We start from the raw sequence: 13384 nt of genomic DNA on the forward strand, positions 1-13384 counted from the left end.
GCGCCCCCTAATCCGGGCGTTCGCGCTGCGTGAAGCACGTCACTGCGGAATTGCACTGCGGTCGCATCTCCCCTTCCAGCAGAGGCACTTGCTTGAAAAGGCTTGTCCCCGGCCTCCCTTTGACTTATAGTTTTGGGCTTTTCGCATCTACCGATCACAGGATAACCACATGGTCGTCATTCGCCTTGCCCGTGGTGGCGCCAAGAAGCGCCCGTTCTACAACATCGTTGCCGCCGATTCCCGCAATCGCCGCGACGGTCGCTTCATCGAGCGCGTCGGCTTCTACAACCCGGTTGCCTCCGGCGCCGAGAAGACGCTGGTGGTCAACACCGAGCGCCTGACCTACTGGGAGCAGAACGGCGCCCAGCTGTCGCCGACCGTTGCCCGCCTGGTGAAGCAGGCCGCCAAGGCCGCCTGATCCGCTGGCAGCTGAAGCGATGATCGTACTGGGGCGCATTGTCGCCCCTTTTGGCGTTCAGGGCTGGGTCAAGATCCATCCTTTTGGTGACGACCCGGCCGCCTGGCGCTCGATGAAGCACTGGTGGCTGTCCACCGATGCGGACGCCCCGGCCGAAAGATGGAGCCAGCACGAACTGCGTGGCTTCCGGCCGCACGGCAAGGGATTCGTCGTAGCCTTCGTCGGCGCGGATGACCGCTCTGCGGCGGAAGCGCTGGATGGCCGTTTCATCGGCGCGCCGCGCGAAGCCCTGCCGAAGCCCGGCAAGGACGAGTACTACTGGGGCGACTTGGTCGGCCTGAGCGTGGAAGACGAAGCCGGCGACACGCTGGGCACCGTCACCGGCCTGCTCTCCACCGGCGCCCACGACGTACTGCAGGTGGTGGATGGTGAAGGCGAAGCGGCACAGGAGCGCCTGATCCCCTTCGTCGCCGCCTACGTGCTGGATGTAGACCTCGCCGCCCGACGCATCCGGACGGCGTGGCAGAAAGACTGGTGAGCACGGTGACGCAGGCGTGAGCGCGGTGGCAAGCGGCAAGCGCCGCTACGACATCGTCACCCTGTTCCCGGAGATGTTCGCTGCCCTCACCGGCAGCGGGATCACCCGGCGGGCGCGGGAGCGCGAACTCTACGAGATCGGCTTCCACAACCCGCGCGACTTCGCCACCGACGCACACCGGACGGTGGATGACCGCCCCTACGGCGGCGGCCCCGGCATGGTGATGTTGGCGGAGCCGCTGCAACAGGCGATCAGCCAGGCCAGGCAGGCCCAGCAGCACGCACTGGGGCAGGCAGGCCGGGTGATCTACCTCTCGCCGCAAGGCCGCACGCTGGACCATGCGCGAGTGCTGGAAATCGCCGCGGAGCCGGGCACCATCCTGCTCTGCGGCCGTTACGAAGGCGTGGATCAGCGCCTGATCGACCACTGGGTGGACGAAGAGATTTCCCTCGGGGATTTCGTCCTCTCCGGCGGCGAACTGCCGGCGATGGTGCTGCTGGACGCCATCATCCGCCAGCTGCCCGGTGCGCTGAACGATGCGGACTCGGCGGTGGAGGACTCCTTCGCCAACGGCCTGCTCGATTGCCCGCACTACACTCGCCCGGAGATCCACGAGGGCGAACGGGTACCTGAGGTACTCATGTCCGGCAACCATGCCCTGATCCGCCGCTGGCGGCTCAAGCAGGCACTGGGTAACACCTGGCGGCGGCGGCCGGAACTATTGGCCCAACGCACGCTGAGCAAGGAAGAATTGAAACTGCTTGAAGAATTCAAGCAGGAGCAAGACGGCATCGACGGCGGCAACATCGCCTGAGAGCCGATTCATAAACGGCGCGCATCAGGTGGCGACCTGCTCTGCCGCCAGGCCAATGGCCATTGACCACATGGAGTCAAGCACATGAACCTGATTCAGCAGCTCGAACAGGAAGAAATCGCCCGCCTCACCGAAGGCAAGACCATCCCGGCGTTCGCTCCCGGCGACACCGTCGTGGTGCAAGTCAAGGTGAAGGAAGGCAACCGCGAACGTCTGCAGGCGTACGAAGGTGTCGTGATCGCGAAGCGCAACCGCGGTCTGAACTCCTCCTTCATCGTCCGCAAGATCTCTTCCGGCGAAGGCGTGGAACGGACGTTCCAGACCTACTCCCCGCTGGTCGCGGCCATCGAGGTGAAGCGTCGCGGTGACGTCCGTCGCGCCAAGCTGTACTACCTGCGTCAGCGCTCCGGCAAGTCCGCGCGCATCAAGGAAAAGCTGGACTACAAGTCCGCCGCCGCGAAGAAGCAGCAAGCCTGATCGCCACTACGGCATCGGATACGGAAACGGGCCTTCGGGCCCGTTTTCTTTTGGCACACCGCTGGCGAAGGGAAGCGCTTTACCAGGAAGCGGCAAGCGGGAGCGGGAGCCTGGGAGCGGAGCACGGAGCATAAGGCGCCCCCTGCAGTTCCGCCCAACAAACCGTCAGCGACGCTCCACCGCGTAGAGCATGACGGCCGCTGCGGCCAGGAACAGCAGACTGGGCGTCAGCGCCGCCAGCGCCGGCGGCCAGGCGTTGATCACGCCGAGGTTGGACAGCAGGCCGTTCAGCAGATGGAAGCCTATGCCCAGCATCACGCCGAGGAAGACCTTCACGCTGACGCCGCCCATGCGATCGTGGCTGAAGGCGAAGGGCAGCGCCAGCGCCATCATCACCAGCGCGGCGAAGGGATAGACCACCTTCTTCCACAGCGCGATCTCGTAGCGGTCCGAGTTCTGCTGGTTCTCTTTCAGGTGGCGGATGTAAGCCCACAGATTGGCCACCGACATCCGCTCCGGCACCACCATCAGCACGCTCAACACTTCAGGCGTCAGCTCCGAATGCCAGATGAACTCCGGTAGCGAGACCAGTTCCGTTCGGTCGCCGTGGAAGCGCGTCTGCTGCACCGACTCCAGCCGCCAGCGATGATGGCCGTCATAGACGCCCTTCTCCGCCTCGCTGAGGAAGCTCAGCGCGTAATGCTCGTCAAAGCCATAGATGCGCACCTTCTCCATCGTGCGGTCCGGCAGCAGTGTGCGCACATTGATCACCAGCGGGCCGTCCTTCACCCACAGGCCGGAACGCAGCTGCTGCGACACCGCGGAGTTGGTCGCCGTCAGCCGCCACTGCTGGGCGGCGCTCTCCGCCGGCGGGGCGATGTACTCGCCGAAGACGAAGGTCAGCACCACGAACACGCTGCCGATGGCCGCCAGGATGCGCATCAGCCGCCAGGTGGACAGCCCCGAGGCACGCATAACCGTGATCTCGGAATGCCGCGCCAGCGTGGTCAACGCGTACAGCGTGCCGATCAGCACCGCCACCGGCATCAGCTCATAGACGCGGCCCGGCATGATCATGGCGACGTAGATCAGCGCCTGGTGCAGCTCGTAGCCGTCCTTGCCGACGCTATCCAGCTCATTGATGAAATCGAAGAAGGCGAACAAGGCCAGGAAAGCGAGCAGCACCAGCAACGTGGCGCTGAAGACCTCGCGGGCAAGATAGCGCGACAGCGTCCTGCTCATGCCCGTGCCCTCCAGAAGGGCGACACCGCGAGGCGGCGGTAGAACATCACCGCCAGCAGCAACAGCAGACAGAGGTGCGGCAGCAGCACCGCCAGCTCGAAACGGATGCGACCCTGCGACACCCAGGCCTGAGAGATGGTGATGGCGTTGCTGTAGATCAGGTAGGTGAACACCGCGATCAGCAGGTTGTTGGTGCGGCCGGCGCGCGGATTGACGAAGGACAGCGGGATCGCCAGCAGCGCCAGCAGCAGCGCCGCCACCGGCGTGCCGATGCGCCCCACCAGTTCGCCGAGGTTGCGGTCGTCCGGGGTCCGCAGCAATTCAGCGGTCGACTTGCTGCGGGTTTTGGCCGGTGCGCCAGCGAGCTGCTTTTCCTCGATCTGCACCACGTAGCGCTCGAACTCCATCACACGGAATTCCGGCGTGCCCGGTTTGCCGTCGTAACGGCGGCCCTTCTCCAGCACGACGAAGCGGCTGCCATCCGGCTCGGTGCGGATGAAGCCCTGGTCGGAAGCGATCACGCTCAGGCGCTCCTCGGTCTCGTCGCTGACGAAGACGTTGCGCACCCGGCCATCCGCGCCGGCGCCGACCTCGACGAAGAACACCCGCCGCGCGCCCGCAGATTCGCGGAACACACCCGGCGCCACCCGCTGGGTGTCGTCACGGCTGTCCAGCCTTTCCTGATACTCGGCGCTCTTGCTCTGCGCCCAGGGGCCAAGGAAGAGCGTCACCGCGCCTATCACCAGCACCAGCGGCAGCGCGAAGCGCAGCACCGGGCGTATCCAGGCGGTCAGCGGCAATCCGGCGGCGAACCACACCACCATCTCCGAATCGCGGTAGCTGCGCGACAGCGACAGCAGCACCGCAACGAACACCGTCAGCGTCAGCACGATGGGAAGCTCGGTGACCGCGCCGAAGCCGATCAGCGCCAGCACGGCATCCGAGGGCACACGCCCGCCGGCAGCCTGGCCGAGCAGGCGGATCAAAACGGTGGTGATCAGGATCGCGAACAGGGCCACGAAAACGGCCGCGGCCGAATGGGCGAATTCACGCTGGAGGGCGCGGCGGAAAATCATCGCGCGTAGGACCGATTATGCAATTGAGGTGGCACGAATGAGGAGCTCGAAAAGGGGGCCCGGCAGGGGCGCAGCAAAGGCCGAAACGGCAGCGGGCCCGTTTTTGACGGCCTCGCCGGCTAAGGGCCATAATCGCCAGCAGTCCGAACGACGCGTCTTTCCGAGGAGCAAGTCCCGTGGAATTTACCATAAAGGCCGGAACGCCGGAGAAAGTCCGGGCCGGCATTCTTGTTGTCGGTGCCTATGCCGACGGCGCCCTGCCGCCTTCCACCCAGGCGCTGGACAAGGCCGCCAAGGGCAAGCTCTCTGCCCTGCTGAAACGCGGCGATCTGGACGACAAGGCCGGCGCCACCCTGCTGCTCCACGACTTCTCCGGCGCCGCCGCCGAGCGGGTGCTGGTGGTCAGCCTGGGCAAGGCCGAGGACTTCGGCGACAAAGCCTTCCGCGACGCCCTCACCGCCACCGCCAAGGCCCTTGCCGGCACCGTCGCCAAGGATGCGGTGGTCGCCCTGGCAGACGCTGCGCCCACCACCGGCCGCGACCTCGCCTGGCGCCTGCAGCAGGCCTCCCGCCTGATCGCCGACGGCGCCTACCGCTTCGAACCTAAGAAAGCCCCTTCCAAGGAAGCCAAGAAGGAGCGCGGCGCGCGCAAGATCACCCTGCTGATCGGCGAGAAGAGCAATGCCGCGCTGGAGGCCGCAGTACAGCGCGGCCAGGCCATCGCCGCCGGCATGGCGCTCACCCGCGACCTCGGCAACCAGCCGGGCAACGTCTGCACGCCGGCCTACCTGGCCGAGACCGCCCAGGCGCTGGGCAAGGAATTCAAGTTCGGCGTCGAGGTGCTGGAACGCGCCGACATGGAGAAGCTGGGCATGGGCTCGCTGCTGTCGGTGGCCCGCGGCTCGCATCAGCCGCCCAAGTTCATCGTCATGCAGTACAAGGGCGGCAAGGCGAAGGCCAAGCCGGTGGTGCTGGTCGGCAAGGGCGTCACCTTCGACACCGGCGGCATCTCGCTGAAGCCGGCGGCCGAAATGGACGAGATGAAGTACGACATGTGCGGCGCCGCCAGCGTCATCGGCACCTTCAAGACCGTCGCCAGCCTCGGCCTGCCGATCAACCTCGTCGGCATCGTGCCCGCCACCGAGAACATGCCGGGCGGCAGCGCCACCAAGCCGGGCGACGTGGTCACCTCCATGTCCGGCCAGACCATAGAAGTGCTCAACACCGACGCCGAAGGCCGCCTCATCCTGTGCGATGCGCTGACCTACGCCGAGCGCTTCAAGCCGGAATGCGTGATCGACATCGCTACCCTCACCGGCGCCTGCGTGGTCGCGCTGGGCAAGATCCCCAGCGGCCTGCTGGCCAATGACGATGATCTCGCCGCCGAACTGCTCAAGCGCGGCACCGAGTCCGGAGACCGCGCCTGGCAGCTGCCGCTGTGGGAGGAATACCAGGAGCTGCTGAAGAGCAACTTCGCCGACATGGGCAACATCGGCGGCCGCTACGGCGGCACCATCACCGCCGCCTGCTTCCTGTCGCGCTTCGCCAAGGCCTACAAGTGGGCGCACCTGGACATCGCCGGCACCGCCTGGATCTCCGGCGATGCCAAGGGCGCCACCGGCCGGCCGGTACCGCTGCTGGCCGAGTTCCTGATCGCCCGCGCCGGCGGCCAGGCAGGCTGAGGCTGGTGACCAAGGTCCAGTTCTATCACAACACCCCGGACCGGCTCGCGCTTGCCTGCGAGCTGGTCGCCCGCGCCCATGCCGGCGGCCGCCAGGTCGCGGTACGGCTGGCGGACGGGGTGCAGGCGCGCAAGCTGGACCTGATGATGTGGACCAGCGATCCGCTGGCTTTCCTGCCCCATGTTTCCAACAGCTCGCCGCTCGCGGCGGAAACACCGGTGGTGCTGGGCGCGCCCGGCAGCGACACCGACTGGCCGCACACCGACGTGCTGGTGAATCTCGCCGAGGACATGCCGCCGGGCTTCGACCGCTTCCGCATGGTGGTGGAGATCGTCGGCCAAACCGAAGCGGAGAAGGCACCGGCGCGGCATCGCTGGATGCAGTACAAGGCGCGCGAACTGCCGCTCAAGGCCTTCGACGCCGAGCGCCGGGTGGCCCTGTGAGCAACGGGCCGCCCCGCGCCGATGCCGAGGAAGAGTTGCAGCGCGCCGACGCCCTGCTGGGCCAGGCCGACGCCCTGCTGAACCGCCACCGCGGCGAGACCGCCACACCGGCCGACGATGACCTGCCCATCCTCACCGACGTGGTGGATGAGGACGAACTGCCGCCGGAAGCGCTGCTTCCGCCGAAGAGGGCGCCGTTGCCGGGTGTCGCACCATCCGTCGCCCCGGCTCCCTTGCCGCCCCAGCCTCCGGTTCAGCCTGCCCAGGCCTTCTCCGCACCCGCGCCAACGCCATCTGCGGCGCCAGCCACCCTGAATCCGCGCCAGGTCGAGCAACTGGTACGGCTGGACACCGAGATCTCCCGCGAGGTCGAAGCCTGGCTCGCCAACGAGTTGCCGCAGATCCTCTCCCGCGAGCTGGACAGCCTCGCCGAGCGCGTGCGCACCCAAACCCTCGCTCACCTGCGCGCCACCCTGCTCCCCGCCCTCTCCGAGCGCATCGCCCGCCGCCTGGACGGCAGCGAAGAGTAATCCCGCCCCTCCCCAGCCGGCGCGCGCCCTTGCGGGGCAGGCCGGTGGCATCCGCTATAATCCGCGTTTTGCCTGAAAGCGCGCTAAAACAACATGGAACTGGCCAAGAGCTTCGAGCCGGCAGCGATCGAATCGCGCTGGTACCCCCAATGGGAAAACAGCGGCTATTTCGACGCCGGCCTCGACACGACCAATCCGAACGCCTTCTGCATCCTGCTGCCGCCGCCCAACGTCACCGGCACGCTGCACATGGGCCACGGCTTCAACCAGACCATCATGGACGCGCTCACCCGCTACCACCGCATGCGGGGCGACAACACCCTGTGGCAGCCGGGCACCGACCATGCGGGCATCGCCACCCAGATCGTCGTCGAGCGCCAGCTGGACGCCCAGGGCGTGTCGCGCCATGACCTCGGCCGCGACAAGTTCCTGGAGAAGGTGTGGGAGTGGAAGGAATACTCCGGCGGCACCATCACCCGGCAGATGCGCCGCCTGGGCACCAGCCCGGACTGGAAGCGCGAGCGCTTCACCATGGACGCCGGCCTGTCGAAGACCGTCACCGAAACCTTCGTCCGCCTCTACAACGAGGGCCTGATCTACCGCGGCAAGCGCCTGGTGAACTGGGACCCCAAGCTCGGCACCGCGGTGTCCGACCTGGAGGTGGTGTCCGAGGAAGAAGACGGCAAGCTCTACCACATCCTCTACCCCTTCACCGACGGCCCCGTCGGCGGGCTGCGCGGCCTCACCGTCGCCACCACCCGCCCAGAGACGCTGCTGGGCGACGTCGCGGTGATGGTGCATCCGGAAGACGAGCGCTACGCCAACCTGATCGGCAAGACGGTGGAGCTGCCGCTCACCGGCCGCCGCATCCCCATCATCGCGGATGACTACGTCGACCGCGAGTTCGGCACCGGCTGCGTCAAGGTCACCCCCGCGCACGACTTCAACGACTACGCCGTCGGCCAGCGCCACAAGCTGGACATGATCGTGGTGCTGACGCTGGAAGGCGCGGTGCCTGCCAACGCAGAGGTGTTCGACACCGCCGGCCAGGCCAAGGGCAACGTCGCCATGCCCGCCTCCATCGCCGGCCTGGACCGGGTACCGGCGCGCGACCAGGTGGTCGCCGAGCTGGAAGCCGCCGGCCTGCTGGTCGAGGTCAAGGCGCACAAGCTGATGGTGCCGCGCGGCGACCGCACCAACGTCGTCATCGAGCCGATGCTGACCGACCAGTGGTTCGTCGCCATGAGCAAACCGGGCGCGGACGGCAAGAGCATCACCGAGAAAGCGCTGGAGGTGGTGGCATCCGGCGAGATCAAGTTCTACCCGGAGAACTGGGTCAATACCTACAACCAGTGGCTCAACAACATCCAGGACTGGTGCATCTCGCGCCAGCTGTGGTGGGGCCACCAGATTCCCGCCTGGTACGCCACCGAAGGAGAAATGAGCGGGCTGTGCTGGGTCGCCCGCGACGAGGACGAAGCCCGCGCCCTGGCGGCGAAGGACGGCTACGCCGGCGCGCTGCGCCGCGACGAGGACGTGCTGGACACCTGGTATTCCTCCGCGCTGTGGCCCTTCTCCACGCTGGACTGGACGCCGGAATGGCCGCAGAAGAGCAACCCGGCGCTGGACCTCTACCTGCCCTCCACCGTGCTGGTCACCGGCTTCGACATCATCTTCTTCTGGGTCGCCCGCATGGTCATGATGACCAAGCAGATCACCGGCAAGATCCCGTTCAAGCACGTCTACGTGCACGGCCTGATCCGCGATGCGGAAGGCCAGAAGATGTCCAAGTCCAAGGGCAACGTGCTGGACCCGATCGACCTGATCGACGGCATCGCGCTGGACGAGCTGGTGAAGAAGCGCACCTTCGGCCTGATGAACCCCAAGCAGGCGCAGAGCATCGAGAAGAAGACGCGCAAGGAGTTCCCCGACGGCATCCCCGCCTTCGGCACCGACGCGCTGCGCTTCACCTTCGCCTCGCTCGCCAGCCCCGGCCGTGACATCAAGTTCGACCTCGCCCGCTGCGAGGGCTACCGCAACTTCTGCAACAAGCTGTGGAACGCCACCCGCTTCGTGCTGATGAACTGCGAAGGTCAGGATTGCGGCGTCGAGGCGGCGGAAGCCGATCTGGACTTCTCCTTCGCCGACCGCTGGATCGTCTCCCGCCTGCAGCGCACCGAAGCCGAGGTGGCCGAGCAGTTCACCGCCTACCGCTTCGACATGGTGGTGCGCTCGGTCTACGAATTCGTCTGGGACGAGTACTGCGACTGGTACCTGGAACTGGCCAAGGTGCAGGTGCAGGGCGGCACGCCGGCGCAACAGCGCGCCACCCGCCGCACCCTGCTGCGGGTGCTGGAAACGGTGCTGCGCCTCGCCCATCCGCTGCTGCCCTTCATCACCGAAGAGCTGTGGCAGACGGTGGCGCCGCTCGCCGGCCGCAAGGATGCCGACAGCGTCATGCTGGCGCGCTACCCGGCGGCCGACGCCACCCGCATCGACGAGGCCGCCGAAGCCCAGGTCGCCGAGCTGAAGGCCATGATCTACGCCTGCCGCAACCTGCGTGGCGAGATGAACATCTCCCCCGCCCAGCGCCTGCCGCTGGTGGCCGCCGGCAACCCGGAAACGCTGAATGCCTACGCGCCCTACCTCGCCGGCCTGGCCAAGCTGTCGGAAGTGGAAGTGGTCACCGAGATCGGCGCGGACGAACTCGCGCCGGTGGCGGTGGCCGGCGAAACCCGGCTGATGCTGAAGGTGGAGATCGACCTCGCCGCCGAACGCGACCGCCTGGGCAAGGAAATCGCCCGCCTCGAAGGCGAGGTGAGCAAGGCCGAAGGCAAGCTGGGCAACGCCAGCTTCGTCGACCGTGCCCCTGCGGCGGTGGTCCAGCAGGAACGCGACCGCCTTGCCGGCTTCAAGGCCACGCTGGAGAAGCTGCGGCCGCAGCTGGCCAAGCTCGCTAGCCGCTGAAGTGTGCTGCTGCCTGCGCTGCAGGCAGCGCAAATGAAACGGGCCGCCCCCACGGGCGGCCCGTTTCACATCCGGCAGCGCCAGGCTTACTTGCGCTTCATGTAGAACTCGAAGGCCTTGTCGGCGGTTTCGCTCTGCTGCAGCAGATCGTTGCCGGTCTGCTTGGCGAAGGCCTGGAAATCCTTGACCGAACCCGGGTCGGTGGCGACGACCCGCAGCACTTGTCCCGGCTGCATGTCGGCCAGCGCCTTCTTGGTGCGCAGAATGGGCAGCGGACAGTTCAAACCACGCGCATCCACTTCCTTGTCGAAGTCCATTGCTCGTCCTTTATCAGAAAACCCGCGGATATTAATGGAATCGCCACCCGCGGGAAAAGCCGCAGCCAGCCGCGCGTGAGCTGCTGCGCCTAGCGCTGGTCGCGGTCGCGGCGCTCTTCGGTAAGGCGGATCTTCAGGTCACGCAGCCGCGCATCCACCGCCGACAGCTCGTAGAAATCGCCGTCGCCGGCCTTGCGCGCCAGCTCCAGTTGCTCGATCGCCGCCGGCAGCGTGCCCTGCAGCACATAGACTTCGGCCTGGGCGCGGTGCTGTGCGGTGCGCTTGCCCAGCTCGGAATTGGCACGCGACAGCAGCTGCCACAGGCGCACATCGTCGCCGCGCACCTGTATGCCTTCGCGTGCGCCGGCGGCGGCATCCGCCGGGCGATGGGCCTGGATCTGGGCATCGATCAGCGCGTAGCGCAAGCTGGTGCTGGCGGGGAAGCTCTTGCGGGCGGCGCTGAGCAGCGTCACCGCGCCAGCGGGGTCTTTGCGCGCCGTCCGCAGCTCCGCGGCCAGGGTCTCGATGAAGGGGGAAGGCGGCGCTTCCTTGCGCGCCTGCGCCAGCGTGGCTTCCGCGTCGTCCAGCCGGTTGGCGCGCAGCTGGGCGCGGGCGAGCCCGTAGCGCACGGTGAAATCGGACGGCGTCTGCGCCACCCGGCTCTCCATGTCGCGGAGGGCGTCGGTCGGGCTGCCGGCCTGGGCGCGCAGCTTGGCACGCACGAAGCGGAAGTCGTCGGAGTCCGGCACCTGGCGGTAGCGCAGGGCGCTGGCGCGGTTCTCCATGTCGGAGATCCGCTCGGAGGTCAGCGGGTGGGTGCGCAGATAGGCCGGCGCATTGTTCTCGTACAGCCGGCTGGCACGCTGCAAACGTTCGAAGAAGCCGGGCATGCCGCGCACGTCGAAGCCGGCGGCATCCAGCGTCTGCAGGCCGACGCGGTCGGCCTCGCGCTCGAAGTCGCGCGAGTAGCCGAGCTGGGATTGCAGCGCACCGGCCTGGCCGGCCGCCAGCGCCGCCTCGCTGACCTGGGAGTTGCTGCGCGCAGCCAGCACCGCCACCAGCAGCGACGCCAGCATCACCATGCCGGCCTGGCTCTGGTGGCCCACCATCTGGGCGATGTGGCGCTGGGTGACGTGGGCGATTTCGTGGCCCAGCACCGAGGCCAGTTCCGATTCGCTCTCCGCCGCCAGGATCAAGCCGGTATGCACGCCGATGTAACCGCCCGGCAAGGCGAAGGCGTTCAGCGTGGTGTCCTTGACGACGAAGAAGTCGAAGGCCTGGCCGGGGTTGTTGCTGACCGCCGCCAGCTTGCGGCCCAGCCGGTTCACGTATTCCTCGACTTCCGGATCGTCCAGGTAGGCCGCATCGCGCCAGCGGATCTGGGCAATGATTTCCTCGCCGATGCGGCGTTCGGCTGCGGGTGAAAGATCCGACGCGCCGACGTCGCCGAGGTCAGGCAAAGTAGCGGCGGGAGCGGGGAAGGCCAGCGCGAGGCTGAGCAGGAGGGCGAGAGGTTTGCGCATCATGGGCTGCTATGATAACGGCCCCCACGGACCCGTTCCGTGTGGCCTGTTTCCACTTGTAGCAGCATACCCCGCGCCTCCGAAATGAGCGACTCGCCCTCCTCCTCCAGTCCCACGCCCGCTGCCGGTTCCGGCCTTACCCACTTCGACGCCCAAGGCCAGGCCCATATGGTGGATGTCGGCGCCAAGGCGGAAACCCGCCGTGTCGGCGTCGCCACCGGCCGCATCCTGATGCGGCCGGAAACGCTGGCGACCATCGTCAGCGGCAGCGCCAAGAAGGGCGACGTGCTGGGCATCGCCCGCATCGCCGCCATCCAGGCTTCCAAGCGCACCAGCGACCTGATCCCGCTGTGCCACCCGCTGCCGCTCACCCGGGTCGCGGTGGAGTTCGAGGTGGACCAAGCCGCCAGCGCGGTGTCCTGCACCGTCACCGCCGAAACCGTGGGCCGCACCGGCGTGGAGATGGAAGCGCTCACCGCGGTCAACATCGGCCTGCTCACCATCTACGACATGTGCAAGGCAATAGACCGCGGCATGCGCATGGAAGGCATCCAGCTGCTGGAGAAACAGGGCGGCAAGTCCGGCCACTGGGTAGCCGGCCGGGACGACTGAGGGCGACGCCCTCCGGGCTGCCATACCAGAGCGGCCCGAAGCGGCCGCCCCTCCGCGCATCGCGAAACCCACGCGCCTGCGCCCACCAGATGGCCGCAGCAGCCACTCCCAAAAAAACGCAGCCCCGGGGGTGAGGTGATCCGCCCCGCCACGCGTCTTACGTTCGTCCTTCCTTGGCGGGCACCTCCGCGCCGCCACTTCCGGAGTCCGAACGATGAACCGATGGCTGCGCCCGCTCACTCCCCTGCTGCTCCTGCTCGCCGCCTGCCAGGGCGACGGTCCCAGCCGGAATACAACCGCCCCTGAGCCCGCAGCGGCAGCCACCAGTACAGCCCGCTTCACTTCGGACGAGGCCTGTACGCTGGACCACGGCACCGGCCTCACCTGGGAGCGTGGCATCGCAGACGCCTCTCGCCTGCCCCAGGCCGGAGGCGACGACGGCCGCGATTGCCCCTCCGCTGCCTGCAGCGTCGCCGCCCACCTGCTCCGCGCCCGGCAGCAGCGCCTGTGCGGCCATGAAGACTGGCGCGTGCCCAGCGAGCGCGAACTGCGCACCCTGCTCCAAGCCGGGTTCGCCACCGCCGGCAGGACGGCAATCGATCACGACGCTTTTCCCCACGCCCAGCCCGGCCCCTACTGGACCAGCCGCAGCTGGCGCGCCGAAGGCATCGTCGCGGTGTGGTTCGACGCCGAGCACGCCGACCTGTCCACCGCCGCCCTGTCCCGCCGCGACACCGCCTTCATC

The 13384-nt window shown here is 67.5% G+C and carries 14 protein-coding genes; 10 read left to right on the forward strand and 4 right to left on the reverse strand.

The window, feature by feature from the left end; translation table 11 throughout:
* Positions 1-169 precede the first annotated feature (169 nt).
* The 4 genes from rpsP (at position 170) to rplS (ending at position 2247) form a co-directional block, all read left to right on the forward strand.
* Complete coding sequence (gene rpsP / locus GRF61_RS04000; protein ID WP_169149422.1) at positions 170-418, forward strand: 30S ribosomal protein S16; 249 nt, start codon at positions 170-172, stop codon at positions 416-418.
* Between the two features lie 19 nt (positions 419-437).
* Entirely contained in the window at positions 438-956 is a 519-nt protein-coding gene (gene rimM / locus GRF61_RS04005; RefSeq protein ID WP_169149423.1) for a ribosome maturation factor RimM, read from the forward strand.
* A gap of 16 nt (positions 957-972) precedes the next feature.
* The gene (gene trmD / locus GRF61_RS04010) at positions 973-1770 is read left to right on the forward strand and encodes a tRNA (guanosine(37)-N1)-methyltransferase TrmD (RefSeq protein WP_348982338.1); all 798 of its coding nucleotides are present in this window, start codon (positions 973-975) and stop codon (positions 1768-1770) included.
* Positions 1771-1854: 84 nt separating this feature from the next.
* On the forward strand, positions 1855-2247 hold the full coding sequence (rplS, locus tag GRF61_RS04015; RefSeq protein ID WP_169149424.1) for a 50S ribosomal protein L19: 393 nt from the start codon (positions 1855-1857) through the stop codon (positions 2245-2247).
* A gap of 165 nt (positions 2248-2412) precedes the next feature.
* On the opposite strand, the gene lptG is transcribed toward rplS, so the two are convergent.
* Both lptG and lptF read right to left on the reverse strand, forming a co-directional pair.
* The gene (gene lptG / locus GRF61_RS04020; protein WP_169149425.1) at positions 2413-3489 is read right to left on the reverse strand and encodes an LPS export ABC transporter permease LptG; all 1077 of its coding nucleotides are present in this window, start codon (positions 3487-3489) and stop codon (positions 2413-2415) included.
* Positions 3486-4565: an LPS export ABC transporter permease LptF gene (gene lptF / locus GRF61_RS04025; protein ID WP_169149426.1), complete on the reverse strand. Its 1080-nt coding sequence runs from the start codon at positions 4563-4565 to the stop codon at positions 3486-3488. The genes lptG and lptF overlap by 4 nt, the downstream gene beginning before the upstream one ends.
* Before the next feature lie 176 nt (positions 4566-4741).
* Here lptF and GRF61_RS04030 point away from each other — a divergent pair, with 176 nt between their 5' ends.
* From GRF61_RS04030 to GRF61_RS04045, 4 genes are all read left to right on the forward strand, one after another.
* Positions 4742-6247: a leucyl aminopeptidase gene (locus tag GRF61_RS04030; protein WP_169149427.1), complete on the forward strand. Its 1506-nt coding sequence runs from the start codon at positions 4742-4744 to the stop codon at positions 6245-6247.
* A gap of 2 nt (positions 6248-6249) precedes the next feature.
* Positions 6250-6690, forward strand: coding sequence for a DNA polymerase III subunit chi (locus GRF61_RS04035; RefSeq protein ID WP_169149439.1), 441 nt, complete (start codon positions 6250-6252; stop codon positions 6688-6690).
* Positions 6687-7220 carry a hypothetical protein gene (locus tag GRF61_RS04040; protein WP_169149428.1) on the forward strand — a complete coding sequence of 178 codons (534 nt, stop codon included), beginning with the start codon at positions 6687-6689 and terminating at the stop codon, positions 7218-7220. The genes GRF61_RS04035 and GRF61_RS04040 overlap by 4 nt, the downstream gene beginning before the upstream one ends.
* Before the next feature lie 93 nt (positions 7221-7313).
* Positions 7314-10187 (forward strand): valine--tRNA ligase, encoded by a 2874-nt coding sequence (locus GRF61_RS04045; RefSeq protein ID WP_169149429.1) that lies wholly within the window; start codon positions 7314-7316, stop codon positions 10185-10187.
* Positions 10188-10273: 86 nt separating this feature from the next.
* Here the strand turns inward: GRF61_RS04045 and GRF61_RS04050 are convergent, their stop codons facing one another.
* Positions 10274-10504, reverse strand: a complete 231-nt coding sequence (locus GRF61_RS04050; protein WP_169149430.1) for a sulfurtransferase TusA family protein — start codon at positions 10502-10504, stop codon at positions 10274-10276.
* Between the two features lie 89 nt (positions 10505-10593).
* Entirely contained in the window at positions 10594-12030 is a 1437-nt protein-coding gene (locus GRF61_RS04055; RefSeq protein WP_169149431.1) for a M48 family metalloprotease, read from the reverse strand.
* 81 nt (positions 12031-12111) lie between these two features.
* Here GRF61_RS04055 and moaC point away from each other — a divergent pair, with 81 nt between their 5' ends.
* Both moaC and GRF61_RS04065 read left to right on the forward strand, forming a co-directional pair.
* Positions 12112-12639 carry a cyclic pyranopterin monophosphate synthase MoaC gene (gene moaC / locus GRF61_RS04060; RefSeq protein ID WP_169149432.1) on the forward strand — a complete coding sequence of 176 codons (528 nt, stop codon included), beginning with the start codon at positions 12112-12114 and terminating at the stop codon, positions 12637-12639.
* A gap of 214 nt (positions 12640-12853) precedes the next feature.
* Positions 12854-13384: DUF1566 domain-containing protein (locus GRF61_RS04065; RefSeq protein ID WP_169149433.1), on the forward strand; the 531-nt coding region annotated here is incomplete at its 3' end.

The organism is Azoarcus sp. TTM-91, from assembly GCF_012911025.1.
Taxonomy (GTDB): domain Bacteria; phylum Pseudomonadota; class Gammaproteobacteria; order Burkholderiales; family Rhodocyclaceae; genus Azoarcus.